Source organism: Rhizobium sp. 18055 (assembly GCF_902706285.1).
Classification (GTDB): Bacteria; Pseudomonadota; Alphaproteobacteria; order Rhizobiales; family Rhizobiaceae; genus Rhizobium.
In genome coordinates this window covers 1-22,042 of record NZ_CACSKD010000027.1, presented here as the reverse complement: position 1 = coordinate 22,042, position 22,042 = coordinate 1, and the positions used below count along the sequence as shown (strand labels likewise).

The window sequence follows — 22,042 nt, the reverse complement described above, 5'->3', positions numbered from 1 at the left end:
GGCGCGAGGCGCGCTGCGAAGGGGCATGCTTTCGAACTTCCAATTCTCGGTTACGATAGATGGCGCAAGCTTATGTTCAGGATTGAAAATATGCGTCAAACTGTCGGGATTTCCAGCGCCACTCGCCAAGAAATTTCACGGCATCAATGACTTCACCCGTTCTCGCGCCTTTGCATGCCTGAATTCATACTCAAGTCTCACTCTACGTCTTCGCTGTCCTCGCGGATCATCTGGGGGGATTTCCGATAACCAGGCGATGGCCATCTCGACGAATTCGCCAGTGGCCGGGACGAGCAGATCGGTTTCGTCGAGCTGCCTGCGGATGCAGCCGCGATCATAGGCGATGACGGCGTTTCCCGATGCCTTGGTCTCGAAGATGACGAGCGGCTGTGCCTCGTTGACATAGATGGTGGGGAAGATGAAGACGTCGATATCGGCGTAGACGTTCGCCTTGTCATCACCGAGGACGGCGCCTCGATATTCGAGCGCGCCGGCGAATTCCCTGATGGCCGCGTCGATGGTGGCGCGGTCCCTTCCATCGGCGGCGGGACCGGCGAGGATGGCGTGAAGCGGCAAGCCTTGGGCTCGTGCCTGCCTGAAAAGGGTGATGAAGGTCTCCAACCCCTTGGCGCGGCTGAGATTGCTGAGCATGCCTATCGTCAATGGTCGGGCTCGATCGACCTCGGTTTCGGCTTGCGGCGGCACCAAGGCGGCATTGGAGATGACGGCGCTGCGCAGGCGTCTTCGATAGGCGTCGGTGAACCGGTCGCGCATGATCTCGCACAGGAAGATATGTGTGAGGCCGGGGCCGGACAACGCGAGGATGCTGCGCATGACGATGCTTCGCCTGTCGATATAGCGGAAGCTGTGGTGGTGGAGATAGGTGGGGTAGGCCAGCAGTCTCGACGATATCACCAGCAGCAGGGTGTAGAACTGGCCAAAGCCGCCATCGCAGGCGAGGTAGCAGGCCTTTTCGGGATGGCGGCGCTCGCGGAGCAGCCTGATGCAGGCGCTGATAACGCTTGCGCATTTGGCCGGGTGACGCCAGAGCCGCCAACCGCTTGCGGGCGGGGAAAGGTTCTGCAGGATCACGGTGTTGCCGTCGGCAAGCAGTGCCGCCATCGCCGATGTCGCCAGCGAAAGGCCGTGGAGCGGCGGCGGCAGCGGGCCGATGGCGACGATGTGACGGGTCATGCGGGAGGCCACCTTTTCTCAGCGCAGCGACTATGATCGCTGGCGGTGAAAATTCAATCTCCCCCTTCGGTGCATCCGGCCCGTGGTGGAGCGCCTTGTCGTTGCGGCTTCGGGACGCTGGCGATGTCGTGGCATCATTGCCGCAAGCGGCTTGGCACCAGCCCGAGCGGCTACAGGCGGTCGTTCGGGGCGTGCGGCTGGTATTGACGGAGCGATGAAACGGCGAGGGGGCGGTGCGTTCTAACCCAGCGAGCCAGCCCGGTAGGGTTGGACGTCAATCCGGAATGTCAGCCGCCAGTTCTTGGTGACGAACAGGCTCCATGTTCCCTTGCGATCACCGGTCAGTTGGTGGGCTTTCCAACTCGGCACCGTTCGCAACTCGTCTTCTGTGAGCATATCCTGCAGAAACGAGACCATGCGGCGCAGTTTTGGGCACGACGGCGGGCTGCAAGCCGGATGCGTCGTCAATGACGAAGCGGCGAAGCCCCTTGTGGAGGACGCTCCCTATTCTCATAAGGACATATCAGCACAAAGCCGTATCCCGTAAAGTGTCTCTTTACGGGATACGTTTCCGGCATAGTGGACGATGCTTACTCCGCGGCCTGTACCGCCATCGGGTTGTTCGGGTGCGTCGTCCAGTTGGCGTAGTTCGGATCGACGATCTTGCCGGTGCGGCGATCGAGGCTGCCGGGAGGGAGTTCTTCCATGGTGATGCAGTTCTCGACGGGACAGACGTTGACGCAGAGGTTGCAGCCGACGCATTCGTCTTCCATCACCTCGAAATGCCTGACGCCATCGACGAACTGGGTGATCGCCTGGTGCGAGGTGTCCTCGCAGGCGATGTGGCAGCGGCCGCATTTGATGCAGGCGTCCTGGTCGATCTTCGCCTTGGCGATGTAGTTGAGGTTGAGATACTGCCAGTCCGACACATTCGGCACGGCGCGGCCGGTGATGTCGTCGAGGCTGCGGTGGCCCTTGGCGTCCATCCAGTCGGACAGTCCCGTGATCATCTCCTGGACGATCTTGAAGCCATAGGTCATCGCCGCGGTGCAGACCTGCACGTTGCCGGCGCCGAGCACCAGGAATTCCGCCGCATCGCGCCAGGTGGTGATGCCGCCGATGCCGGAGATCGGCAGGCCGTAGGTTTCCGGATCGCGGGCGATCTCGGCCACCATGTTGAGCGCAATCGGCTTGACCGCCGGGCCGCAATAGCCGCCATGGCTGCCGCGTCCGTCGATCGAGGGCTCGGGCGCGAAGGTGTCGAGATTGACCGAGGTGATCGAGTTGATGGTGTTGATCAGCGACACCGCATCGGTGCCGCCGGATTTGGCGGCGCGGGCGGGTTTGCGGACGTCGGTGATGTTCGGCGTCAGCTTGGTGATGACGGGCATGCGGGTGTACTGCTTGCACCAGCGCACGACCATTTCGATATATTCCGGCACCTGTCCGACCGCAGCACCCATGCCGCGCTCCGACATTCCGTGCGGACAGCCGAAGTTGAGTTCGATGCCGTCGGCGCCGGTTTCCTCGACCAGCGGCAGGATCGCCTTCCAGCTTTCTTCCTCGCAGGGGACCATGATCGAGGCGATCAAAGCGCGGTCCGGCCAGTTCATCTTCACCTGCTTCATCTCGCGCAGGTTGGTGTAGAGGTCGCGGTCGGTGATCAGCTCGATGTTGTTGAGGCCGAGCAGGCGGCGGTCGGCGCCCCAGATGGCGCCATAGCGCGGGCCGTTGACGTTGACGACGGGCGGGCCCTGTTCGCCGAGCGTCTTCCAGACGACGCCGCCCCAGCCGGCCTTGAAGGCGCGCTCGACGTTGTAGGCCTTGTCGGTCGGCGGCGCGGAGGCCAGCCAGAACGGGTTCGGGGATTTGATGCCGACGAAATTGTTGCGGAGATCAGCCATGGTTCATGCTTCCCTTCAGGCGACGGCAATGACTGGCTGCGCGGCGGCAGACAGCATGCGGTTGATCGATTCAGCAGCATCGCGGCCATTGGCGACGGCCGAGACGGTGAGGTCGTTGCCGCCGAAGACGCAATCGCCGCCGGCCCAGACGCCGTCGAGCGAGGTGCGGCCTTCAGGATCGACCGCGATGCGGCCGGATTCGAGCCGCAGGCTGCCGAGGCCGGTGGAGACGAAGGTCTGGCCGATCGCCTTGAAGATCTGGTCGGCGGCGATCACGCCGGTCTCACCCGTGGTCGTCAGGCGACCATCGACGATCTGGGTGTATTCGACCTCGATGCCCGCCACCTTGCCGTCCTGCGCGACGATCGCTTTCGGCGCCAGCCAGTGGCGGATGATGACGCCCTTGGAGGTGGCGAGATCCTGCTCGAAGGTCGAGGCGTTCATGTGCTCCTTGCCGCGGCGATAGCAGATCGTCACCTCCTCGGCGCCGAGAAGTTTGGCCTGGACGGCAGCATCGATTGCGGTCATGCCGCCGCCAAGCACGACGACGCGGCGGCCGATGGCGATGGTCTCTTTGCTGTCCGTCTGGCGAAGGCCGGCGATGAAATCGACGGCATCATCGACGCCGGCAAGGTTTTCGCCCTCGACGCGCAACGCGTTGACACCGGCAAGGCCGATGCCGAGGAAGACGGCGTCATATTGGCCTTGCAGATCGGAAAGCTCGATATCACGGCCGAGCTGCTGGTCGTGCCTGACCTCGATGCCGCCGATCGAAAGCACGTAATCGACTTCCTTCTGGGCGAAGTCGTCGACCGTCTTGTAGGTGGCGATGCCGTATTCGTTGAGGCCGCCGGATTTGGGCCGGGCGTCGTAGATGACGACGTCGTGGCCTTTCACGGCAAGACGATGGGCTGCGGCAAGGCCGGCCGGGCCGGCACCGACGATGGCAACGGTCTTTCCCGTCGATGCGGCGCGGGCGAAGAACTGCTTGCCTGCCTGCATGGCGGTGTCTGTCGCGTAGCGCTGCAGGCGGCCGATCTCGACGGGGCGTTCCTCGGCCGTGTTGCGTACACAGGCCTCTTCGCAGAGCTCTTCGGTGGGACAAACGCGGGCGCACATGCCGCCCAGAATGTTCTGGTCGAAGATGGTCTTGGCGGAGCCAAGAGGGTTGCCAGTCGAAATCTGCCTGATGAAGAGCGGGATATCGATGGCGGTGGGACAGGCCGTCATGCACGGCGCGTCGTAACAGAAATAGCAGCGGTCGGAGGCGACCAGGGCCTCGTGTTTGTCGAGGCGCGGATGCAGGTCGGAGAAATTATCCTCATAATCGGCGGGCGAAAGCCGGCCAGCACGAATCCCAGTGTCCAGACGTTCCATTGAAGTTCCCTCATTATAGGTAAACGGCCAGTGGATCGAAGCGTAACTCAGGATAAAAAATTTATCAAACGGTAAAAGTTTAGAGCATAATCTCCTTCTAATTGATTTTATCTACTTGTTTTAAAAAGATTTTCATGAGGATGATTGACGATCGTCAGCTGGTGGCGAGTGTGCTGGCGGGCGCGCGTTTGCTGCCTGCAAAAAGATATTTGAAAAAAGTACATCTTTTCCGGCGAGCGCGGGAACTATTTTGGATGCGGTCCGTTTAACGGATATCCGAACGGTGATCGCATCGACCCAAAAATGCGCGCCCCAAAACACCATTCGGATCAACACTCACGGTCCCCTCCCGGTGAGTTGAAACAGCCAGTGCGCCGCCCTCGCACTGGCTGTTTTCCTATGTGCGGTGGCTCAAAATTAGAGTTGAAGCCGGTCTCGGCCAGTCGTTCAGCGACTGCCGACTTGTTGTGGTGCGCGCTTCAGGATTTCGAATTCCGTGTCGGGAATCAGCAGGTGATACTCGATGCGTCCGGGCGTCAGGTGAAGGTCTGCCTTGCCGTTGACGGACGAGGGCACGACGCGCTCCAGCACGATGCGGCCGAAGTTGTTGTCGCTGAACTCGTGTGTTTCGTTGGCGTTCGGCAGCGTTTCGACCCAGGAGACGCTGATCGCCTTTCGGTCTCCCAGTATCGCCTCCTGGCAGTCGAGCGTCACGGAGGGCGCGCCGCCGGCAATGGCGCCGAAGGTTGCCGAGTTGACGATCAATTCATGCAGGGCAAGGCCGACATGCACGGCTGCGTTCGGGGTCAGATGCACGTTGAGGCCGGTGACCGGCAGAGGACCGACCGTTTCGGGCCAGTAGGGTGCGAACTGCTTCTGCGTGAGTTCGAACAGGAAGGCGCCGCGCCAGCTGCTATCGGTGATCAGATCCTGGGAATTGGACAGAGACTGAAGCCGTCCGCGGAATTTCACAAGGAAGCTGTCGAGCGACAGGGTGTTGCGTGCGGTCTGGGTGGCGATGCCCTGGATGATGGCGAGCAGGTTCTTGGAGCGGTGCGAGAGCTCCCGAAGCAGAGACTTCAGGACCTTCTCGCGATGCCTGGTCTCGGTGATTTCGGTGATGATGGAGAGCAGGCCGATGTCCTGGCCGATGCTGACGCGCTGGACCTTGATCTCGTAGGTGCGCATCTCGCCGTCTATGGCGATGTCGAGTTCAGTGCTGGCGGCAGCTCCGCTTTCGAGGACGTCGCGCTTCAGCGCCTCGAGTTTCTGGCCGTGCGCTTCGCCGAACATATCTGCGTCGGTGCTGCCTGGCACTGAAAGGCTCTGGAAGTGGGACGGAAGGTTCTCGCTGTATATGATGCCGAGATCCGTATTCTGGTAGACCAAAGCGATGCCTGCGCTGGCGAGCGCTCGCTCCATCAACAGCTCTTTGCCTTCCACTCCGAAGGGCGCGCCAGCCAATGGTCCAGTCCTATTCACCCAGCCGCCTTTCCTTCGATCCGTTAAAGCCATCAGCACGGGCTTGCCAGTTTCTGGCACAGTCCGCCGATCGCTTCTTTCTAGAGGCAAGCGCTAGACAAAAGCTTAACAGCACGGGAGCGCTCCAGATTGATGGGAACGCCCCCGATTTCGCTTTGTTCCGCAACTGATGAAACTTCCGTCAGGCGGCGGCCTTGGTGCTCTCGTTGAAGAACAGCGCCTGGCTGATCAGCGCCTTCACCATGTCAGGATTGAAGGGCTTGGTGACGAGGAAGGTCGGTTCCGGACGTTCGCCGGTGAGCAAACGCTCCGGGAAGGCGGTGATGAAGATCACCGGAACGCTCGATGTCTTGAGGATATCGTTGACCGCGTCGATGCCCGAGCTGCCGTCGGCGAGCTGGATATCGGCGAGCACCATGCTGGGCTTGGTCTTGTTATAGAGCGCCACCGCTTCGGTGTGCGTCCGTGCGATGCCGGTGACGCGATGGCCGAGGCTTTCGACCATCTGCTCGATATCCATGGCGATCAGCGGTTCGTCTTCGATGATCATGATATCGGTTGCGACCTGGCGGGAAATCTCGCGGGATGCGCTGTCGAGCAGGCTCGACACTTCACCTTCCTCGGCGCCGAGAATTTCAGCGATTTCGCCAACCCGGAAGTTCTCAACGGATGCGAGAATGAACGCCTGACGGGCGCGCGGGGAGACCTTGCCGAGATTGATGGTGGCACGCTGCTCCCACGCATAGGGGGAGGAGGGCTCGGGAATCTGCACCGTGGAGGAACCAAACAGTGTGGTGAACAGTTTGTACAAGGCAACACGGTCGTTCGACGTGTCGGGGAAAATGGATATGTCAGCGATAATCGCTTCCAGCACGGCTGCGACATATGCGTCGCCAGATGTCTGTGTGCCGGTCAGCGCCCGTGAATAGCGGCGCAGATACGGAAGGTGCGGCGCAATTCGAGTAGAAAGTGTCATAGATAGCTCCCATAAGCAGGGCCGAAAAACAGCTCCAGTGCATTGAAAACGCACGCTACAAAAAAAAGTTCCGAAACTTCAGGAACTTTTTTTATCGAACTGCATTCTATAGTCCACAGACGAAGGGCTCATCGTAAACTCATCTGCGACACCACGTACATTTCGAAGAGTTCGCCACGGCAGAGATATCCGTGACGAAGGAGGGATCGGAATGGGGATGATTTCCCGCAGCGGTACGCGAGGCTTAAAGGTAACAGGCAACAAAGCGAAAAGTTAATGACAACCCGTAAGAATGAAGAATTGGACGGTCATCGCGCTGAGTTACGTGCGAGCGATCTAATCGACCCCAACAGTCAGATCGGGGTGCGATTGAGATCGCTTTATGCCGCAGCTCAGGAAGAGGCGATCCCCGATCGTTTCCTCGATCTGCTCGAAAAGCTCGACCAAGCCGAAATGGCTTCGTCCAAAGCCGCCAAGTGAAGGTTGACCGATGGAAAAGCAGCAACCAAGCTTCAAGCGCGAGCTACTGTCGGCGTTGCCCAGTCTGCGGGCCTTCGCAATCTCGCTGATCGGCAGGCACGACCGCGCCGACGACCTCGTCCAGGACACCATCATGAAGGCGTGGGCCAAGCAGGACCACTTCGAGATGGGTACGAATATGAAGGCCTGGCTCTTCACCATCCTGCGCAACGAGCTTTATAGCCAGATGCGCAAGGCCGGCCGCGAGATTCAGGACAGCGACGGGCTGTTCACCGAATCGATGGCGACGCATCCGTCGCAGTACGGGGCGCTCGATCTGCAGGATTTCAAGAAGGCACTCGAGCAACTGCCGAGCGACCAGCGTGAAGCGATCATTCTGGTCGGTGCTTCGGGCTTCTCCTATGAAGAAGCGGCAGAGATCTGCGGCTGCGCAGTCGGCACGATCAAGAGCCGCGTCAATCGTGCCCGCCAGCGTTTGCAGGAAATGCTGCAGATCACCGGTGAAGCCGATTTCGGGCCGGATGCGACATCCTCGCCGCTGACATCCAAGGCTTTCGCGTTCTGAGAACCGATCGAACGACAACAAAAAACCGGCTCCCATCGCGGCGCCGGTTTTTTATTGTCTTGTTGCTAGCCGATCGCCTCTGAAGCTGATCAGTCCTTGCTTTTCGATGTGAAAAGATTGGCGGCGACCATGGCTGCAATCATGCCCGCGGTGAGCAGTGGCTGCGAGCGAATGATGCCGAGGCTGGCTGCAGCTGCCGTTTCGAACGCCTGCTTGCGTTCTCTCCCGCGTCGCGCTTCCTGAGCGTTCATGATCATCATGACGATCATCACGATGATGGCGATCAGCAGGGCGCAGGCGGCAAGAAACAAGGCTGCCCCGACCGGGCCGTAGATGCCGGCAAGCCAGATTGCACCGGCCGTGACGCCAAGCGCATAGGCGGTGAGCACGAAGATTGCCGCAATGGCAATGAAAATACCGTTGCGCTTGGTGCGCGCAACGGTCCGGTGAACACTCGTGCCTACCAGGAGGCTGAGGATCGGGAAAAGCATCTAGCCTCCTTAGCGCCGTGCCAGAAGGGCAACGACCAGTCCGAATGCGGCAGCAGCGCCGATTGTCGCAACCGGATGCTTGCGAACGGTGTCGCGCACCTCGGTCGCACCACGGAGATAACCATCCTGCAGGTCGCGGAGCAAGTCCTCGCTGCGGGCCATCAGTTCGTCATAGCCGGATGCCGCCTGGGCGCTCAGCTTTTCGCTCTGCTTGCGCGAGCCCTTGCCGATCATCTTGGTCAGTGAAGCGATCTCGTCCTGCAGGGAGGCGATCTGGTCCTCGATGGACGATTCGATGTTGTGAAGGGCGGCGCTGCCATTGCGACGGTGACGGCCGGACTGAAGGAAAGATGCCACGGTTTTTCTCCATTGTTACGGCACGGGTTCGCGCCGCCTGGTTAAACACAGGATCAATACGCAAGCTGACATCAAGAGATACGCCCGGCAATGACCCAAATCAAAGGCTTAACGCCTGTTGCGGGCAAAAAGTTCCGTGCTGCTGTCAGCCGTTGATCGCGCTGTGGGCAAGCACGAACGGTGTGCCATCGCTCGGCACCGTGTTGATGCGCAGTGGGCAGCCGAACACCGATTGCATGGTGTCGTCGGTGAGGACCTTGTGCACGGTGCCGCAAGCCGCAAGACGGCCCGACTGCATCAGGATGATCTGGTCGGCGAACAGTGCCGTCAGGTTGAGATCGTGCATCACGGCGATGACGCCGCCACCGGCGTCGCAGAAGGCACGGGCAAGGCGCATGATGGTCAGCTGGTGGCTGATATCCAGGCTGGAGACCGGCTCGTCCAGCAGCAGCCAGCGCGGCGTGCCGTCGATGACGGGATCGGAGATCTGGCAAAGAACGCGGGCGAGCTGCACGCGCTGCTGTTCGCCGCCGGACAAATGCTGGTAGAAGCGGCCTTCGTAACCGCCGAGATCGACCGAGGCGAGAGCTCTTGCGGCGGTCTGTTCGGCCTTGTCGGGGTTGCGGTTCAGGCCCGACGTGAGGCCCATGCGGACGATCTCGCGCACGGTGAACGGGAAGGAGATGGCGCTTGCCTGCGGCAGCACGCCCCGCATGGCGGCCAGCTGGTATGGCTGCAGGGCGGTCACGTCTTCGCCATTCATGCGGATCTTGCCCTGGTACGGCAGTTCGCCGGAGACGGCCTTCATCGTCGTCGTCTTGCCGGAGCCGTTCGGGCCGACGATGGCGGTCAGCTTGCCTGCAGCGGCGGTGAAGCCAACGTCGCTGACGATGGTTTTTCCCGAGAGGCGGACGGAAACGCCGGAGACTTCGATCATTGCGGGTCACTCACAGGGATATGGCGTTCAAAGCGCAAGGCGGGAGCGCTGGCGCAGCAGAATCCACAGGAAGAACGGGCCGCCGACTGCTGCGGTGATGATGCCGATCGGCAATTCGGCAGGCGCCACGACCGTTCGAGCCAGCACGTCGGCGAAGATCAGCAGCGAACCGCCAAGCAGCGCCGAGGCCGGTAGCAGATAGCGGTGATCGGGGCCGATGATCATGCGCAGCACATGCGGCACGACGATGCCGACGAAGCCGATGCCGCCGCTGACGGCAACCGAGGCGCCGGTGGCGGCTGCGACCGCGACGATGGCGATGTTCTTCAGGCGTTGAACCGGAATGCCCATGTGGAAGGCTGCCGCCTCGCCGAGCGTGATGGCGTTGAGGCCCCTGGCGAGGAACGGCACAACGGCGAACGAAAGCAGGATGATCGGCGCCGAGGCTGCGATCTTCGTCCATGTCGATCCGGCAAGCGAGCCCATCCCCCAGAAGGTCAGGTCGCGCAGCTGCTGGTCGTTGGCCATATAGACCACCAGGCCGGTCATGGCGCCGGCGAGCGAGCCGAGTGCAATGCCGGCGAGCAGCATGGTGGCGACGGAGGTCTGTCCGTTGCTGGTGGCGACGCGGTAGAGCACCAGCGTCGTGACGAGACCGCCGCCGAAGGCTGCCAGCGGCAGGGCGTAGATGCCGAGGAGCAGGTAAACGGGTGCGACAAAGCTGCCGCCGAGGACGATCATGACCACGGCGCCAAGGCCGGCGCCGGAGGATACGCCGACGAGGCCGGGATCGGCCAGCGGGTTGCGGAACAGGCCCTGCATCACCGCACCGGAGACGGCAAGCGAGCCGCCGACCAGAAAGCCGAGAATGGCGCGCGGCATGCGGATGTCGAAGATGATGATCCGGTCGCGCATGTTCAGCGCATCTTCTGATCCCGCGACATTGGCGATGACGTCGATGAAGGACGCATTCGAGGCGCCTGTTGTGACGGAAAACAGCAACGACAGGACGGAGCCGACCACCAGCAGGGCGATCACCAGCAGGGCCAGCAGCGAGCGATCGCCGGCGCGATGCCGCTCACGCAGTCCTGCCGGCGAAAACACCGTGCGTCGTCCATCCATGTCCGTTACCAGAGCCAAGATCAGCCCCCGTAGATTGCCGTGGTCAACTCGCGGACGGCACTTGCCGTGCGCGGGCCGAAGCCGAGGAGATGCAGGCCGTCCATGCGGATGATCGCCTTGTTCTGAACGGCAGGGGTCAGCGCCAGTGCCGGTTGCTTGGTCAGGTCGTCGTTCGTGGTACCGGCGCCGTCGCCGCGGTTCATCATCAGGATGATGTCGGGCTTGGCTTCGATGATCGCCTCATCGGTCAACGGCTTGTAGCCCGGGAAGGTGCCGACAGCGTTGATGGAGCCTGCGAGCTTGATAATGCCGTCAGCGGCGGTTCCGGTTCCCGACGCCATGACCTTGCCGCCCTGCAGGCTGAGGATGAACAGAACGCGCTTGCGCTCGCCCTGCGGATGCTTGGCGGCATCGGTGATGGCAGCATCGAGATCGGACGCGACCTTCTGGTGAAGTTCGGCGGCCTTGTCCTCGACGCCAAGCAGGGCTCCGACCTTGTCGATCTTCGCCAAGATACCGTCACGCGTATAGGCGTTAGGCACCGTTTCGAAGGGAACGCTGGCGCTGCGCAAAACGGTGAGCGCTTCCGGCGGGCCGGAGCCTTCGACGGCAATGATCGCCGTCGGGTTCATGGCGAGAATGCCTTCGGGAGAGAGCGCCCGCATGTAGCCGACGTCGGGCAGCTTGAGAGCCTGTTCGGGAAACAGGCTGGTGGTGTCGCGGGCGATCAGGTGGTTGTCTTCGCCCAGCGCGTAGATGATCTCGGTCAGATCGCCGCCGATCGAGATCAGGCGGGTGTCATCGAGCTTCTCGTCGGCATGGGCAGAGGGGCCGAAAGCCAGAAGCGAAGCGGCGAGCGGCAGCGCGAGCAGGCCGCGTGCCAGGGCCGTCTTGAGTGCGCGCTGATGATTGAACATGGTCATCTCCTTCGGCTTACGCTGCAACGCTGGTCGCTTTGGGCAGGTTCTCGACGATGTCGCGCCAGTCGGCCCGCTCCTGCGACCCTTCCTTGCGCTTGCCGAAGAACTGGATGATCATTTCGCCGTTGGCGCCGTAGACCTCGACGGAGGTGACGTGGCCATCCTTGGTCGGCTTGCGCACGGCCCAGGTCTCGGCGATGTGATCCTGGCGCAGATGCAGGTGGAAGGTCTCGTCGAGGATGTTGATCCACGGCCCCATCGGCTGGACATTGAAGATCGGACCGGAATGGATCTGGACGATGCCGTCATTGCCGACGAAGCACATGATCGGCAGGCCCGACTTGACGGATGCATGCATCATGTCGGCTGTCGCCGTGTTGTCGAGCTTCCAGGCGTAGTCGTCGCCGACGGTGCGCACGGCCACCTGGCGGCCGATCTTCAGTTTGCGCAGCATGCCGAAGAACTCGTGGGTGTCGGTCATCTTGCTCCAGTGGTCGCGCAACTCGTCCTGGCTGACGTCGCCGCTCTCGTCGGTGACCGACTTGGAGTGGTCGGCGACGAAGTCCTGCGACTGGTCCTCGAGCTTCAGGTCGTTGACGATCGCGTGATAGGCGTCGACATTCGAGGTCGGGCGCAGATGCACCTTGTGGACGGCGACGCCGGCCTTGTCGAAATACTGGAGGCTGAGACGCTCCTGTTCGCCATCCTTCTTGGTGACGGCGAAAGCGTGCACCCAGCGGCTCGGGAAGATGCGCAGGTCGATGTTTTCGCCGAGAACGATGGCGCCCTGTCCGCCGGTCTTGATGTTCTCGTAGACGCCGATCTTTTCGTGGACGGCGCTTTCGTTGCGCGATAGCGCCATGACTTCGCCGAGTTCGGCGACGCGTTCCAGCAGTTTCAGGGCGCTGCCGTCGATGCGGGTGGCGGTGAGGCCGACTTCCGCTGCAACAAGCGCTGCCTCGGAAACCTTGAGCTGGGCTGCGATGTCGCGTTCGCGCATCTTCGGGTTTTCGGCACGGAATGCGCGGATTTCGGCAGGTGCCGGCGTGGTGTTCTCGGTCATGTGTTTACCCCTACTTATTCAGAATTAGCTTGCCCTGGCGGGTGATCTTCATCCGGTACACAGCACCATCGTGACGGATGACGATCTCGTTGGCACCGCGAAAAATATCGCTGCTCTCCAGGACCCGAACGTCGGCCACGGCGTCTCGCGCCAACAGCGTTTGCTTCAGTGTGTCCTGCTTATCGACCATCATTTCGTTGGCTTTTTTGCTCTTATTGCCGGGCCTAAAACGCCCCTGCGACCTACAATTATCTTGACTCTCATAGTCATCATTTTTTAAAGACGCAATAGCGGACTTTATAAGTCAAGTTTCGGAATTTCAGTGGAGAGACGCAATGGTAGTCACGAGGTTTGCAACGCTTTTGGCAGCAGGTTCACTGGCGATCACCGGAGCTGTGCAGGCCTATGCGCAGAGCGCTGCCCCGGCTGCCGCCCCGGCGGCGACGCTCGATGTGGAGCTTAACGCGCTGGCGCCTTCGCAGAAGGGTTGCATGATGACCTTCGTGGCGCTGAACACGCTGCCCGAGGCGATCACCAAGGTTTCCTTCGAGCTCGCCTTCTTCAACGACAAGAATGCCGTCGACAAGATCACCGTTCTCGATTTCCGCGATCTGCCTCAGGGCAAGAAGCGGGTGCGCCAGTTCGATATGCCGAATGTGAAGTGCGAAAGCGTGACGCGCGTGCTGATCAACGACACGCCGGCTTGCGAAGGCCCTGCCAAGGGCGAGTGCATGAAGGGTCTGGTGACCCGCTCTCAGGTTTCCATTCCCTTCGAGGGTTGAGTGGCGGCCGGGGATGATCTCCGGCCGGCTTCAGTTTCAGCGGGACAAGGCATTTCAAGATGGTGGTTTCAGCAAGATCAAAGGCGAGACATGTTCTCTTTGACGAGGCAGTCGCCGATGGTGGCGTGAACGACAATAATCCGGGGATGCACCCGGGCCACGAGTTGTCGGATCTTCATAACGTCTCGCGCCAGCCCGCCGCCGAAGCTGTCATCCACTATACCAGACAGGCCCAGATCTCGTCCTTTCCGCAGGACCCACGCAGCGCCAGCACCGGCGACGCCGCCGCGCCGCTGGTGGATGCGCGTGTCGAAATGCCGGCAGGCCGCTCGCACGGCCGCAAGCTCGGCGTCACCGCCGCCTGCATCGGCTCGTGCATCTTCCACGGCGCGCTTGTCGCGGCCTTGCTCCTCGGCTTCGTGGTGACGCCGCAGGCACCGGTGGAAGAAGCCGGCGAGGTGGTGAGCGTCATCATGCTCGGCGATAGCGAGATGGACCAGCAATCGTCGGGCGAGGAAGATGCTGAACCCAAGCCGGAGGAGATCGTCGCCGAGGCGGTTCAGCCCGAAACCACGCAGCAGCCGACCGAGGTTCAGCCCGAAACGCCGCCGGTCGATCCGCAGCCGGTCGCCCCGACGCAGGAAGTGACGCGGGTTTCGCCCGAAAATGTCACCGCCGTCGAGCCGGAAATCCTGACATCTCAGGCGCCGGCAGAGACCTCCGTGGTGCAGCCGATGGCGACCGAGGTGCCGACCGAAGTTCCGCCGGAGGTGCCCCCGGAAACGCCGACCACGCCTGAAGAGGTGACGGCCGTTCAGCCGACGGAAACGGCCGAGATTCCACCCGAACCGGAGACCGTGCCGACGCCGGAGCCGAAGCCGGTGGCACAAAAGCCGGTTGAAAAGCCGAAACCGGTCGAGAAGAAGCAGCCGCCGAAGAAGGCTGCTGTCCAGGCCGGCTCGCGGGGTGAGAACAAGCAGGATAGCAGGCGGGGTGCCGCCGATGGGGTCGAAGCGGCGTCCGATCAGGATTCGCGCAGCGCCGGGAGCCGCAGCGGTTCCGGCAGCGCTGCCGTTGCCAACTATCCGGGCAAGGTGCAGTCGAAGATCCGCCGCTCCATCAAGGTGCCGTCGGAATACAAGCGCATGGCATCGTCGCTCAGCGTTCGCGTTCGACTGACGATCGGCGGCTCCGGCGCACTCAGCAGCCTGTCCGTTGCGCGCAGCTCCGGCATTCCTGAACTCGATCAGGCTGTCGTCGATGGTGTGCGCCGCGCCGCGCCATTCCCGCCGCTGCCTGCGGAGTGGGGAAAGCCAAGCTGGTCATTCACCCAGGAGTTGCAGGTGACGGGACGATGATAAAATATGATGAAAATAATCAACTTTATACTTTACTCTAAAATTCAAGTTTACTAAGGTCCGCTTACACACGCAGAGATCGTGTGCCGATTAATAAGCGAACGGGTGGTCAATGGCGCGTAAGGCGAAGAAGGGTTCTAACCGGGAGGTCCGCGTCAGCGCGGATGCGAACACGGTTCAGGAGGCCTCCGGACGTTCCAAGCTCGACGGTCGCAGTTTTCTTTATGTCGGCGGGCGCGATTGCCAGGTGGCGCATCTGCGCCAGATCTGCAGCAATTTCGGTGCCGAGCTGATCCATCACGATGGCGGCCTGCGTGAAGCGGTGTCGCGCATCGATACCGTGCTTCCCTCGGTCGATTGCGTTTTCTGCCCGATCGACTGTATCAGCCACGATGCCTGCCTGCGGGTGAAGACCGGCTGCAAGAAGTTCGGCAAGACCTTCATTCCGCTCAGAAACGGCAGCAAGTCCAGCCTTGAGCGGGCGCTGAACACCATGAATGAGCGAGACGCCGCCCGATGAGCGACAAGCGCCCGGAAGGGTACACGCTGATCGGCCTGCACAAGCTGGCCGCGCAAAACGGCGAGGGCCTCGTGCCCGAACTCTACGAACTGATGATGGAGCGCGAAGAGCGGCGGCTACACTATCCGAATGTCGAACAGTTTCCGATCTGGGATGCCCGGATGCCGGGAGAAGCGACGCAAAAACCGCTTGGCCGCGATGCCTTGAACGGCGATAATGTCGTCACCTTCGATGCTTTGAAGGCCGACAAGAAACGCAAGGCGTGAGTATTCCCATGTATATCGCGATGAACCGCTTCAAGGTTGCCACCGGATCGGAAGCGGATTTCGAAAGCGTCTGGCGCAATCGCGATTCCAGCCTGTCCGAGGTGCCGGGCTTCGTCGAGTTCCGGCTGCTGCGCGGCAAGGAGAATGCGGAGGAGGGCTATACGCTGTTTTCCTCGCATACGATCTGGCGGAGCGAACAGGATTTCCTCGGCTGGACCAGGTCGGAACAGTTTCGCGCGGCGCACCGCAATGCCGGCGACCGCAAGACGATGTACAAGGGGCCGCCGGTGTTCGAAGGCTTCCAGGTCGTCGACGGCATCTGACGCCTGGCTGCGGGCTATCGGATGCGGCGACGTGAGGCGATCGAGCCCATTTCTGGCTCGCCGATTCGCATGACAGCCTGCTGCTCGTCTGCCGGATAGCCCAAGCCTGACAGCGCGAGGCTGCGCGTCTGGCCGCTCAGGCCCGGTTGCGGAAGAAGGCGCCTGCGGTGATGGCCAGCCAGCCGAACATCATGGCGAAACCGCCGGTCGGCGCTGCCAGCGGAAACAGTCCCGAGCCGGCAAAGCGAAGCGCCACCAGATCGCCTGAAAACAGCAGCGTTCCAATGCCGATCAACAGGCCGGCGAGCCAGGCGGTCTTCAATCTTTCGCCAGCGAGCGCCAATGCCAGCAGGGCAGGGGCGTGAGCGATGCACATGGCAGAGGCCGAGGCGACCAGATGGGCGTCACCGCCGCCATGGGCCGCAACTGCGGCCAGTGCCACGCCGGCAAAGCCGAAAAGGCCTGAAAACACCAGGAAAAGAGGTGCAAAGCGCTGATTGAGCGTCATGTCGGCGAGCCTATTGCTTGTTCTGCATGTGATCGGCCAGCCGTTCGATCGGTGGCAGGATGATGTCGCGGAGCTTGGGGTTGGAGACGGTCTCCTCGAGTGCCTGGCGGAAGCAGAGCAGCCATTCGTCGCGCTCCACGGGGCCGATCTCGGCACCGAAGTGACGGCTTCGCAAGCGTGGATGACCATATTTGTCGGTGTAGAGCGGCGGGCCGCCGAGGTAGCCGGTCATGTATTCGTAGAACTTCGCCTCGCTGCCTTCGAGCGTCGGCGGATGGACGGCGCGGACATGCTTTGCCTCCGGCAGCGTGTCCATCAGTTGGTAGAAGCGATGTGACAGTGCCCGGATCGTGGCATCGCCGCCGACGGCCTCGTAGAGTGTGATGGTGTTTTCGCTCACGGCTCGGTCCCTTGAAACTCCGGTCCTTCATGCACCGCCACGGCGGTGATCGCAACTGCAACCGGCTGTGATCGCTGCGGCATTTTTGCGTCGATGATGCCTGACGGGGCATGCCAGAGGCAGCAGCAAGTGAATTCGATTGACAAAACCGTCCAGACGGTATCTTTATGCGTCATGTCAATCGCTCATCACCGTCGCAAACAACCCGCTCTCGTTCGCCAGCAGTTGCTGGATGTCGCCGCGCGCCTGACCAGCGAGCAGGGAATGGGTGCCGTGACGCTCGATGCCGTCTCCGGCGCATCGGGGGTGAGCAAGGGCGGGCTTCTCCATCATTTTCCGACCAAGAACGCGCTTCTCGATGCGCTTTTCGACGACCTGCTGACGCGCTTCGATGCCGATCTCGATCGGCGGATGCGTGATGATCCGATGTCGCATGGGCGGTTTACACGCGCCTATCTGATGGCGGTCGCCGGGCTGAGGGATAGCCCTGACGAGGCCGGTCACTGGGCGCAGGTGACGATCGCGCTGCTGGCGGAGCCACGGCACCGCCAGCGCTGGAATTCCTGGGTGCAGGAGCGCGCGGACGAGTATGTCGGGACGGATTCCTCCGTCAATGCGCAGATCATCCGTTTTGCCGCCGACGGGCTGTGGCTTGCCGACATGCTGGGTAGCCATCCCACGGATAACGCTGCGCGCGATGCGCTGCTGGCGCGCATGGTCGAACTGACCGGCAAATAACACTTCCCATCAGGACAGAGGATACATCGATCATGGCACCGATTGCCGTCTACGCGCTGCTGTTTACGGCGATCGTGCTCGAGGTGATCGGCACGACGGCGCTGCAGATGTCGCAGCAGTTCACCCGCGTCGGGCCGACGATCCTGCTCGTCGTCTGCTATGCGGTGGCGTTCTACTGCCTGTCGTTGACGCTGAAGGTGATCCCCGTCGGCATCGCCTATGCGATCTGGGGTGCTCTCGGCATGGTGCTGATTTCGGTGGTCGGGCTTGTGTATTTCAAGCAGCGGCTGGATATGCCGGCGATCATCGGGTTGGGCCTGATCATCGCTGGCGTCCTGGTCGTCAACCTGTTCTCCAAATCCGTCGCCCATTGATTTTCAGCGGGTCCGGTCGTATGCCGGCTTAGAACCCTGTCACAAGGGGATGCCGGTCACGCGGAGAGAAGGTCGCGGATCGCGACATTTGACCTCACTCTACGGAGGTGCTGCTTGCGGACGCGGCGGCGATCTCCATATGCAGAGTGACATATGACAGTTTCGCATCGCGTATTGGAACATCCATGACTGACGGCACCGCTGACCTTTCCTCCCCGAAAATCTCCGAACCCAAGCCCGATGGCCAGACCTTCGGCACGTCAGGGATCGCCCCGATGGGCCGTCCGAGCCCGGTGACGCGGTTCTTCATGGGCATCGTTGCCTGGGCGGAGAAGCTCAATTTCAAATATGCCACGCTCGGCAATCCACCGGTTTACGACAACGCCACCTTCCCCTGGGCGAAGGCGGTGGAAGCAGCCTATCCGCAGATACGCGCCGAGCTGGAGCGGGTGCTGGTGCGCCAGAGCGAACTGCCGACCTTCCAGGATATCTCGACCGACGTGAAGACGATCTCGACCGATGCCGGCTGGAAGACGTTCTTCCTCGTCGGCTTCGGCGTGAAGTCGGAGCAGAACATCAAGGCCTGCCCGGATACCTGGAATGCGGTGCAGAAGATCCCCGGCCTGAAGACGGCGATGTTCTCGATATTCGAGCCCGGCAAGCATCTGCCGGCGCATCGTGGTCCTTATAACGGGGTGCTGCGCCTGCATGTCGGCATGATCGTGCCGGAGCCTGCCGACAAGCTTGCCATTCGTGTCAAGGACCAGATCTGCCACTGGCAGGAAGGCAAGGCGCTGATCTTCGACGACGCCTATGAACACGAGGCATGGAACCATACGGACAAGACCCGCGTGGTGCTGTTCGTCGATTTCGTGAAGCCGCTGAAATTCCCGGCCCGCTTCATCAACTGGGCGCTGATGAACCTTGCCGTGTTCACGCCGTTCATTCGCGAAGGGCTGGATAACCACAAGGAGTGGGAAAAGAAGTTCTACGCCGAAGCCGAGGCCTTCAGAAACCGCCCGCAGGCGTAAATCGCAAGGCCCCGCCGCGGGTCAAACCGCGGCGTCCGGTCGAGACGCCGCATCGCTACCCTGCGCTATGCACGCGGAGGCTGCGCGTTTTCTATCAAATCATGCCGGTGTTTTAGCTGGCAGGCCGCGCCCCTCACGCTTGCGAACCTTGATTCGGATCGGCCTCAGGCCGAGATATAGCCAGCTAGTTGTTGTTGGCGGCCATGCGCTTGAGGCTTGGTTTTGTCGCCAGAAAAATTACGTAGTCTTCTGCAGCATCTGCGAGGTGAAGAGCAATTTCCTCTTCACGCCACCCCGCCGCGATAGCGCGACGGACAACATCGATAATGGCGCCTTTGCAGACGCTTTCGCATTCCCGCGACCGTCCGATATCTTCGGCAGTAAATCTTGGAGAGCGGATGTTTGTCATGAATGAACATTGCCATAACACCGTTAGTTTTCAACATGATGCTGGTCAGTTGGTTACCAGGTAAGGTTAAGAATGCCGGGTGTCCCGGAGTGCGACGGACGGCGATGTTTCGAAAGAAAACGACAGCCGGAAACGCACTGCCCGCCAACCTCCATTCGTCCCGAAACACGACAGGTCCGTTGACGAGACCTCAACGGCCTGATGAGGCCGCCGACGGCGGCGTTAACACAAGTCCGGGCGTGTGGCGGCCAAGTCTCTGATGTGTCAGCGCTGGCGTGCTGCTACGGGCGGCATCGATGCGCCGATGCGCCTTTGGTTAATGGTGCAGCGGCCGACGTTTACGATGCGGGCCGTGTCTGGTAAGGCTGAAATACAACCCAATCGCCGAGGCGACCAATTCCGGGAGACTGACATGAAAGCGATCCTGTCCAACAAGAAAGGAAACATCATCCACAAGGACACACCGCTTCATGCCTATTCTGTTTTCCCGTGCGCGAAAAAGTGCGCCCCGTCATAGAGCTTTCCTAAAATTCTGCCGCCGTGATTCGACCGCAGCCGAGCGTGCGCAGCGCTGGTCTCGGCTGCGAAAATTTCTCTCCTACTATCGCCCGCATCTGCAGTTGCTGTTTGCGGATCTGTTATGCGCCTTCCTCGTTGCGGCGACGGCGGTCGCGCTGCCTGTCTGTGCCAATGTCGTGACCAACCGCATTCTTGTGCTGAGCGATGCGGATGAAGCCTATGGGCCGATTCTTCAGGTCGGGGGCGTCATGCTGGTCATTCTGGCGGTGCAGATCGTGGCGATCTTCTTTGTCGATTATCGCGGCCACATGATGGGTGCTCGTATCGAGGCGGCCGTGCGGCAAGAGCTTTTCGAGCATTGCCAGAAGCTGTCGTTCAGCTTCTACGACCGGCAGCGCACCGGGCAACTGATGAGCCGCATCACCAATGATACGCTTTGGCTCGGTGAACTCTTCCATCACGGGCCCGAGGATATTGCGATTGCCGCGCTCAAATATGGCGGGGCGATGCTGGTGCTGTTCTTCATCGATCCGGTGCTGGCGGGACTTATCCTGCTGCTGACGCCGCTGGCGGTGACCTATGCACTCTATTTCAATCGCCGCATGAACCGGGCGCTCGAAGCCAGCAAACGGCAGATTGCCGGCGTCAACGAGCGGGTGGAGGACAGCCTGGCCGGGATTCGCGTCGTCCAGTCGTTTGCCAACGAGGCTCTGGAAAGCGACCGGTTTGCCGCGCAGAACCAGCGGTTCCTGCAAAGCCGTTCGGAGGGTTACCGCAGCGAAGCCTGGTTCTCGGTCGGCACGGAGAGCTTTGCGCAGTTGATCACCATACTGGTCATCATTGTCGGCGGTGTGCGAATCGTGTCGTCGGCGATGACGGTCGCCGATCTGCTGACGTTCCTGCTGTGCGTGGCGGTGCTGGTCGATCCGGTTCAGCGGCTCGCCAACTTCGTGCGGCTCTGGCAGGAGGGCTATACGGGCTTTGTCAGGGCGATGGAGATCCTGGAGGAGGCGCCCGACATTATCGACATGCCGAGCGCGCGCTCCCTGCCGGAACCCAAGGGAGAGATCCGCTTCTCGGATGTCGGTTTTGGCTATGATGCCGATTCGGCCGGTGTGTTCGAGCATCTGTCGTTCACCATCGCACCGGGTGAGTTCGTGGCGCTGGTCGGCCCATCGGGCGTCGGCAAAAGCACGCTTTGCTCGTTGATTCCGCGGTTCTACGACGTGCAGGGCGGAGCGATCCATATTGACGGTGTCGATATCAGGGAGGTGACGCTGGCCTCGTTGCGGCGCCATGTCGGGGTGGTGCAGCAGGATGTCTATCTGTTTGCCGGCACGGTGGCCGAAAATCTGCGCTATGGCCGGCCGGAGGCGACCGATGCCGAGGTCGAGGCGGCGGCGCGCGCTGCCAATGCCCATGACTTCATCATGGCGCTCTCCGATGGTTACGACACCGATATCGGGCAGCGCGGCGTCAAGCTCTCGGGCGGGCAGCGCCAGAGGCTGACGATTGCACGGGCGTTTCTCAAGGATCCGGCAATCCTGATCTTCGACGAGGCGACCAGCGCGCTCGACAACGAGAGCGAAAGGGCGGTGCAGCAGGCTCTGCTGAACCTCGCAAACGGCCGCACCACTGTTGTCATCGCCCACCGCCTCTCGACCGTCCGGCATGCCGACCGCATTCTGGTGCTGACCGCCGATGGGATCATCGAACAGGGCAACCATGATGAGCTGATGGCGCAGGACGGGGTCTATGCCGGCTTGCACAGCGTGCAAGCGAGTATGTGAGGCTCATCCGTCCACAACAAAAAAAGCCACGGCGAACCGGGGCTTTGCATGTTCAATCGTTTGCTCAGCTAGCCTTTGGCGGTGCCACGGTTGGCTTGCCGTCCGGGTTGTAGCCGCCGCCGACGGCGACGTTGAGCGAGACGTAGTCCTTGGCCA

27 protein-coding genes are annotated in these 22,042 nt (G+C 61.4%); 11 read left to right on the top strand and 16 right to left on the bottom strand.

The features are described from left to right. Positions 1-135 precede the first annotated feature (135 nt). From GVL52_RS26835 to GVL52_RS26805, 6 genes are all read right to left on the bottom strand, one after another. Positions 136-1,194 carry a glycosyltransferase family 4 protein gene (locus GVL52_RS26835; protein WP_160012467.1) on the bottom strand — a complete coding sequence of 353 codons (1,059 nt, stop codon included), beginning with the start codon at positions 1,192-1,194 and terminating at the stop codon, positions 136-138. A gap of 240 nt (positions 1,195-1,434) precedes the next feature. Further along, complete coding sequence (locus GVL52_RS31015) at positions 1,435-1,611, bottom strand: type II toxin-antitoxin system RelE/ParE family toxin (RefSeq protein WP_244619303.1); 177 nt, start codon at positions 1,609-1,611, stop codon at positions 1,435-1,437. A 173-nt stretch (positions 1,612-1,784) separates the two neighbouring features. Beyond that, the gene (gene preA / locus GVL52_RS26820) at positions 1,785-3,098 is read right to left on the bottom strand and encodes an NAD-dependent dihydropyrimidine dehydrogenase subunit PreA (protein ID WP_160012465.1); all 1,314 of its coding nucleotides are present in this window, start codon (positions 3,096-3,098) and stop codon (positions 1,785-1,787) included. A gap of 15 nt (positions 3,099-3,113) precedes the next feature. After that, complete coding sequence (locus tag GVL52_RS26815; RefSeq protein ID WP_160012464.1) at positions 3,114-4,475, bottom strand: NAD(P)-dependent oxidoreductase; 1,362 nt, start codon at positions 4,473-4,475, stop codon at positions 3,114-3,116. A 447-nt stretch (positions 4,476-4,922) separates the two neighbouring features. Next, positions 4,923-5,897 carry a sensor histidine kinase gene (locus tag GVL52_RS26810; RefSeq protein WP_244619302.1) on the bottom strand — a complete coding sequence of 325 codons (975 nt, stop codon included), beginning with the start codon at positions 5,895-5,897 and terminating at the stop codon, positions 4,923-4,925. Positions 5,898-6,138: 241 nt separating this feature from the next. After that, positions 6,139-6,933 carry a response regulator gene (locus GVL52_RS26805; protein WP_160012463.1) on the bottom strand — a complete coding sequence of 265 codons (795 nt, stop codon included), beginning with the start codon at positions 6,931-6,933 and terminating at the stop codon, positions 6,139-6,141. Positions 6,934-7,209: 276 nt separating this feature from the next. Here GVL52_RS26805 and GVL52_RS26800 point away from each other — a divergent pair, with 276 nt between their 5' ends. Continuing rightward, on the top strand, positions 7,210-7,413 hold the full coding sequence (locus GVL52_RS26800) for a NepR family anti-sigma factor (RefSeq protein WP_160012462.1): 204 nt from the start codon (positions 7,210-7,212) through the stop codon (positions 7,411-7,413). A gap of 10 nt (positions 7,414-7,423) precedes the next feature. Beyond that, entirely contained in the window at positions 7,424-7,978 is a 555-nt protein-coding gene (locus GVL52_RS26795) for an RNA polymerase sigma factor (RefSeq protein WP_160012461.1), read from the top strand. Positions 7,979-8,067: 89 nt separating this feature from the next. Here GVL52_RS26795 and GVL52_RS26790 read toward each other — a convergent pair whose 3' ends face one another. The 7 genes from GVL52_RS26790 to hemP all read right to left on the bottom strand — a co-directional run bounded on the left by GVL52_RS26790 (position 8,068) and on the right by hemP (position 13,061). Next, positions 8,068-8,469, bottom strand: a complete 402-nt coding sequence (locus tag GVL52_RS26790; RefSeq protein WP_160012460.1) for a hypothetical protein — start codon at positions 8,467-8,469, stop codon at positions 8,068-8,070. 9 nt (positions 8,470-8,478) lie between these two features. Then, complete coding sequence (locus tag GVL52_RS26785) at positions 8,479-8,826, bottom strand: YqjD family protein (protein WP_160012459.1); 348 nt, start codon at positions 8,824-8,826, stop codon at positions 8,479-8,481. A gap of 145 nt (positions 8,827-8,971) precedes the next feature. Beyond that, a complete protein-coding gene (locus GVL52_RS26780; protein WP_160012458.1) occupies positions 8,972-9,763 on the bottom strand; it encodes a heme ABC transporter ATP-binding protein in 792 nt (263 codons plus the stop codon). Between the two features lie 27 nt (positions 9,764-9,790). Continuing rightward, a complete protein-coding gene (locus tag GVL52_RS26775; protein ID WP_200847911.1) occupies positions 9,791-10,885 on the bottom strand; it encodes an iron ABC transporter permease in 1,095 nt (364 codons plus the stop codon). Between the two features lie 20 nt (positions 10,886-10,905). Beyond that, the gene (locus GVL52_RS26770) at positions 10,906-11,808 is read right to left on the bottom strand and encodes a hemin ABC transporter substrate-binding protein (protein ID WP_160012456.1); all 903 of its coding nucleotides are present in this window, start codon (positions 11,806-11,808) and stop codon (positions 10,906-10,908) included. A gap of 10 nt (positions 11,809-11,818) precedes the next feature. After that, positions 11,819-12,868: a hemin-degrading factor gene (locus GVL52_RS26765; RefSeq protein ID WP_160012455.1), complete on the bottom strand. Its 1,050-nt coding sequence runs from the start codon at positions 12,866-12,868 to the stop codon at positions 11,819-11,821. Positions 12,869-12,878: 10 nt separating this feature from the next. Continuing rightward, positions 12,879-13,061, bottom strand: a complete 183-nt coding sequence (gene hemP / locus GVL52_RS26760; protein ID WP_160012454.1) for a hemin uptake protein HemP — start codon at positions 13,059-13,061, stop codon at positions 12,879-12,881. Between the two features lie 142 nt (positions 13,062-13,203). Here hemP and GVL52_RS26755 point away from each other — a divergent pair, with 142 nt between their 5' ends. The 5 genes from GVL52_RS26755 (at position 13,204) to GVL52_RS26735 (ending at position 16,117) form a co-directional block, all read left to right on the top strand. Beyond that, on the top strand, positions 13,204-13,650 hold the full coding sequence (locus GVL52_RS26755; protein ID WP_160012453.1) for a hypothetical protein: 447 nt from the start codon (positions 13,204-13,206) through the stop codon (positions 13,648-13,650). A gap of 59 nt (positions 13,651-13,709) precedes the next feature. Then, positions 13,710-15,008 carry a TonB family protein gene (locus tag GVL52_RS26750; RefSeq protein WP_160012452.1) on the top strand — a complete coding sequence of 433 codons (1,299 nt, stop codon included), beginning with the start codon at positions 13,710-13,712 and terminating at the stop codon, positions 15,006-15,008. A gap of 112 nt (positions 15,009-15,120) precedes the next feature. Further along, the gene (locus GVL52_RS26745) at positions 15,121-15,528 is read left to right on the top strand and encodes a DUF2325 domain-containing protein (RefSeq protein WP_160012451.1); all 408 of its coding nucleotides are present in this window, start codon (positions 15,121-15,123) and stop codon (positions 15,526-15,528) included. Next, positions 15,525-15,794 (top strand): hypothetical protein, encoded by a 270-nt coding sequence (locus GVL52_RS26740; protein WP_160012450.1) that lies wholly within the window; start codon positions 15,525-15,527, stop codon positions 15,792-15,794. The genes GVL52_RS26745 and GVL52_RS26740 overlap by 4 nt, the downstream gene beginning before the upstream one ends. An 8-nt stretch (positions 15,795-15,802) precedes the next feature. Continuing rightward, positions 15,803-16,117, top strand: coding sequence for an antibiotic biosynthesis monooxygenase (locus GVL52_RS26735; protein ID WP_160012474.1), 315 nt, complete (start codon positions 15,803-15,805; stop codon positions 16,115-16,117). A 136-nt stretch (positions 16,118-16,253) separates the two neighbouring features. Here the strand turns inward: GVL52_RS26735 and GVL52_RS26730 are convergent, their stop codons facing one another. Both GVL52_RS26730 and GVL52_RS26725 read right to left on the bottom strand, forming a co-directional pair. Beyond that, on the bottom strand, positions 16,254-16,625 hold the full coding sequence (locus tag GVL52_RS26730) for a DUF423 domain-containing protein (protein WP_160012449.1): 372 nt from the start codon (positions 16,623-16,625) through the stop codon (positions 16,254-16,256). 10 nt (positions 16,626-16,635) lie between these two features. After that, positions 16,636-17,025: a group II truncated hemoglobin gene (locus GVL52_RS26725; protein WP_160012448.1), complete on the bottom strand. Its 390-nt coding sequence runs from the start codon at positions 17,023-17,025 to the stop codon at positions 16,636-16,638. 174 nt (positions 17,026-17,199) lie between these two features. Between GVL52_RS26725 and GVL52_RS26720 the strand changes: the two genes are divergently transcribed. From GVL52_RS26720 to GVL52_RS26710, 3 genes are all read left to right on the top strand, one after another. After that, positions 17,200-17,763: a TetR/AcrR family transcriptional regulator gene (locus GVL52_RS26720; protein ID WP_160012447.1), complete on the top strand. Its 564-nt coding sequence runs from the start codon at positions 17,200-17,202 to the stop codon at positions 17,761-17,763. Between the two features lie 32 nt (positions 17,764-17,795). After that, positions 17,796-18,137 carry an SMR family transporter gene (locus GVL52_RS26715; RefSeq protein ID WP_160012446.1) on the top strand — a complete coding sequence of 114 codons (342 nt, stop codon included), beginning with the start codon at positions 17,796-17,798 and terminating at the stop codon, positions 18,135-18,137. A gap of 185 nt (positions 18,138-18,322) precedes the next feature. Further along, positions 18,323-19,168: an aspartyl/asparaginyl beta-hydroxylase domain-containing protein gene (locus GVL52_RS26710; RefSeq protein ID WP_160012445.1), complete on the top strand. Its 846-nt coding sequence runs from the start codon at positions 18,323-18,325 to the stop codon at positions 19,166-19,168. A 184-nt stretch (positions 19,169-19,352) separates the two neighbouring features. Here the strand turns inward: GVL52_RS26710 and GVL52_RS26705 are convergent, their stop codons facing one another. After that, positions 19,353-19,577, bottom strand: coding sequence for a hypothetical protein (locus tag GVL52_RS26705; RefSeq protein ID WP_160012444.1), 225 nt, complete (start codon positions 19,575-19,577; stop codon positions 19,353-19,355). 470 nt (positions 19,578-20,047) lie between these two features. Between GVL52_RS26705 and GVL52_RS26700 the strand changes: the two genes are divergently transcribed. Continuing rightward, positions 20,048-21,886 (top strand): ABC transporter ATP-binding protein, encoded by a 1,839-nt coding sequence (locus GVL52_RS26700; protein WP_160012443.1) that lies wholly within the window; start codon positions 20,048-20,050, stop codon positions 21,884-21,886. The last annotated feature ends 156 nt before the right edge of the window (positions 21,887-22,042 follow it).

Excerpts from the sequence above, each read along its gene's own strand:
- GVL52_RS26835 (WP_160012467.1), bottom strand. The coding sequence starts at position 1,194 with ATGACCCGTCACATCGTCGCCATCGGCCCGCTGCCGCCGCCGCTCCAC.
- GVL52_RS31015 (WP_244619303.1), bottom strand. The coding sequence starts at position 1,611 with ATGGTCTCGTTTCTGCAGGATATGCTCACAGAAGACGAGTTGCGAACG.
- preA (WP_160012465.1), bottom strand. The coding sequence starts at position 3,098 with ATGGCTGATCTCCGCAACAATTTCGTCGGCATCAAATCCCCGAACCCG.
- GVL52_RS26815 (WP_160012464.1), bottom strand. The coding sequence starts at position 4,475 with ATGGAACGTCTGGACACTGGGATTCGTGCTGGCCGGCTTTCGCCCGCC.
- GVL52_RS26810 (WP_244619302.1), bottom strand. The coding sequence starts at position 5,897 with ATGGAGCGAGCGCTCGCCAGCGCAGGCATCGCTTTGGTCTACCAGAAT.
- GVL52_RS26805 (WP_160012463.1), bottom strand. The coding sequence starts at position 6,933 with ATGACACTTTCTACTCGAATTGCGCCGCACCTTCCGTATCTGCGCCGC.
- GVL52_RS26800 (WP_160012462.1), top strand. The coding sequence starts at position 7,210 with ATGACAACCCGTAAGAATGAAGAATTGGACGGTCATCGCGCTGAGTTA.
- GVL52_RS26795 (WP_160012461.1), top strand. The coding sequence starts at position 7,424 with ATGGAAAAGCAGCAACCAAGCTTCAAGCGCGAGCTACTGTCGGCGTTG.
- GVL52_RS26790 (WP_160012460.1), bottom strand. The coding sequence starts at position 8,469 with ATGCTTTTCCCGATCCTCAGCCTCCTGGTAGGCACGAGTGTTCACCGG.
- GVL52_RS26780 (WP_160012458.1), bottom strand. The coding sequence starts at position 9,763 with ATGATCGAAGTCTCCGGCGTTTCCGTCCGCCTCTCGGGAAAAACCATC.
- GVL52_RS26775 (WP_200847911.1), bottom strand. The coding sequence starts at position 10,885 with ATGGATGGACGACGCACGGTGTTTTCGCCGGCAGGACTGCGTGAGCGG.
- GVL52_RS26770 (WP_160012456.1), bottom strand. The coding sequence starts at position 11,808 with ATGACCATGTTCAATCATCAGCGCGCACTCAAGACGGCCCTGGCACGC.
- GVL52_RS26765 (WP_160012455.1), bottom strand. The coding sequence starts at position 12,868 with ATGACCGAGAACACCACGCCGGCACCTGCCGAAATCCGCGCATTCCGT.
- hemP (WP_160012454.1), bottom strand. The coding sequence starts at position 13,061 with ATGATGGTCGATAAGCAGGACACACTGAAGCAAACGCTGTTGGCGCGA.
- GVL52_RS26755 (WP_160012453.1), top strand. The coding sequence starts at position 13,204 with ATGGTAGTCACGAGGTTTGCAACGCTTTTGGCAGCAGGTTCACTGGCG.
- GVL52_RS26750 (WP_160012452.1), top strand. The coding sequence starts at position 13,710 with ATGGTGGTTTCAGCAAGATCAAAGGCGAGACATGTTCTCTTTGACGAG.
- GVL52_RS26745 (WP_160012451.1), top strand. The coding sequence starts at position 15,121 with ATGGCGCGTAAGGCGAAGAAGGGTTCTAACCGGGAGGTCCGCGTCAGC.
- GVL52_RS26740 (WP_160012450.1), top strand. The coding sequence starts at position 15,525 with ATGAGCGACAAGCGCCCGGAAGGGTACACGCTGATCGGCCTGCACAAG.
- GVL52_RS26735 (WP_160012474.1), top strand. The coding sequence starts at position 15,803 with ATGTATATCGCGATGAACCGCTTCAAGGTTGCCACCGGATCGGAAGCG.
- GVL52_RS26730 (WP_160012449.1), bottom strand. The coding sequence starts at position 16,625 with ATGACGCTCAATCAGCGCTTTGCACCTCTTTTCCTGGTGTTTTCAGGC.
- GVL52_RS26720 (WP_160012447.1), top strand. The coding sequence starts at position 17,200 with ATGTCAATCGCTCATCACCGTCGCAAACAACCCGCTCTCGTTCGCCAG.
- GVL52_RS26715 (WP_160012446.1), top strand. The coding sequence starts at position 17,796 with ATGGCACCGATTGCCGTCTACGCGCTGCTGTTTACGGCGATCGTGCTC.
- GVL52_RS26710 (WP_160012445.1), top strand. The coding sequence starts at position 18,323 with ATGACTGACGGCACCGCTGACCTTTCCTCCCCGAAAATCTCCGAACCC.
- GVL52_RS26705 (WP_160012444.1), bottom strand. The coding sequence starts at position 19,577 with ATGACAAACATCCGCTCTCCAAGATTTACTGCCGAAGATATCGGACGG.
- GVL52_RS26700 (WP_160012443.1), top strand. The coding sequence starts at position 20,048 with ATGCCTATTCTGTTTTCCCGTGCGCGAAAAAGTGCGCCCCGTCATAGA.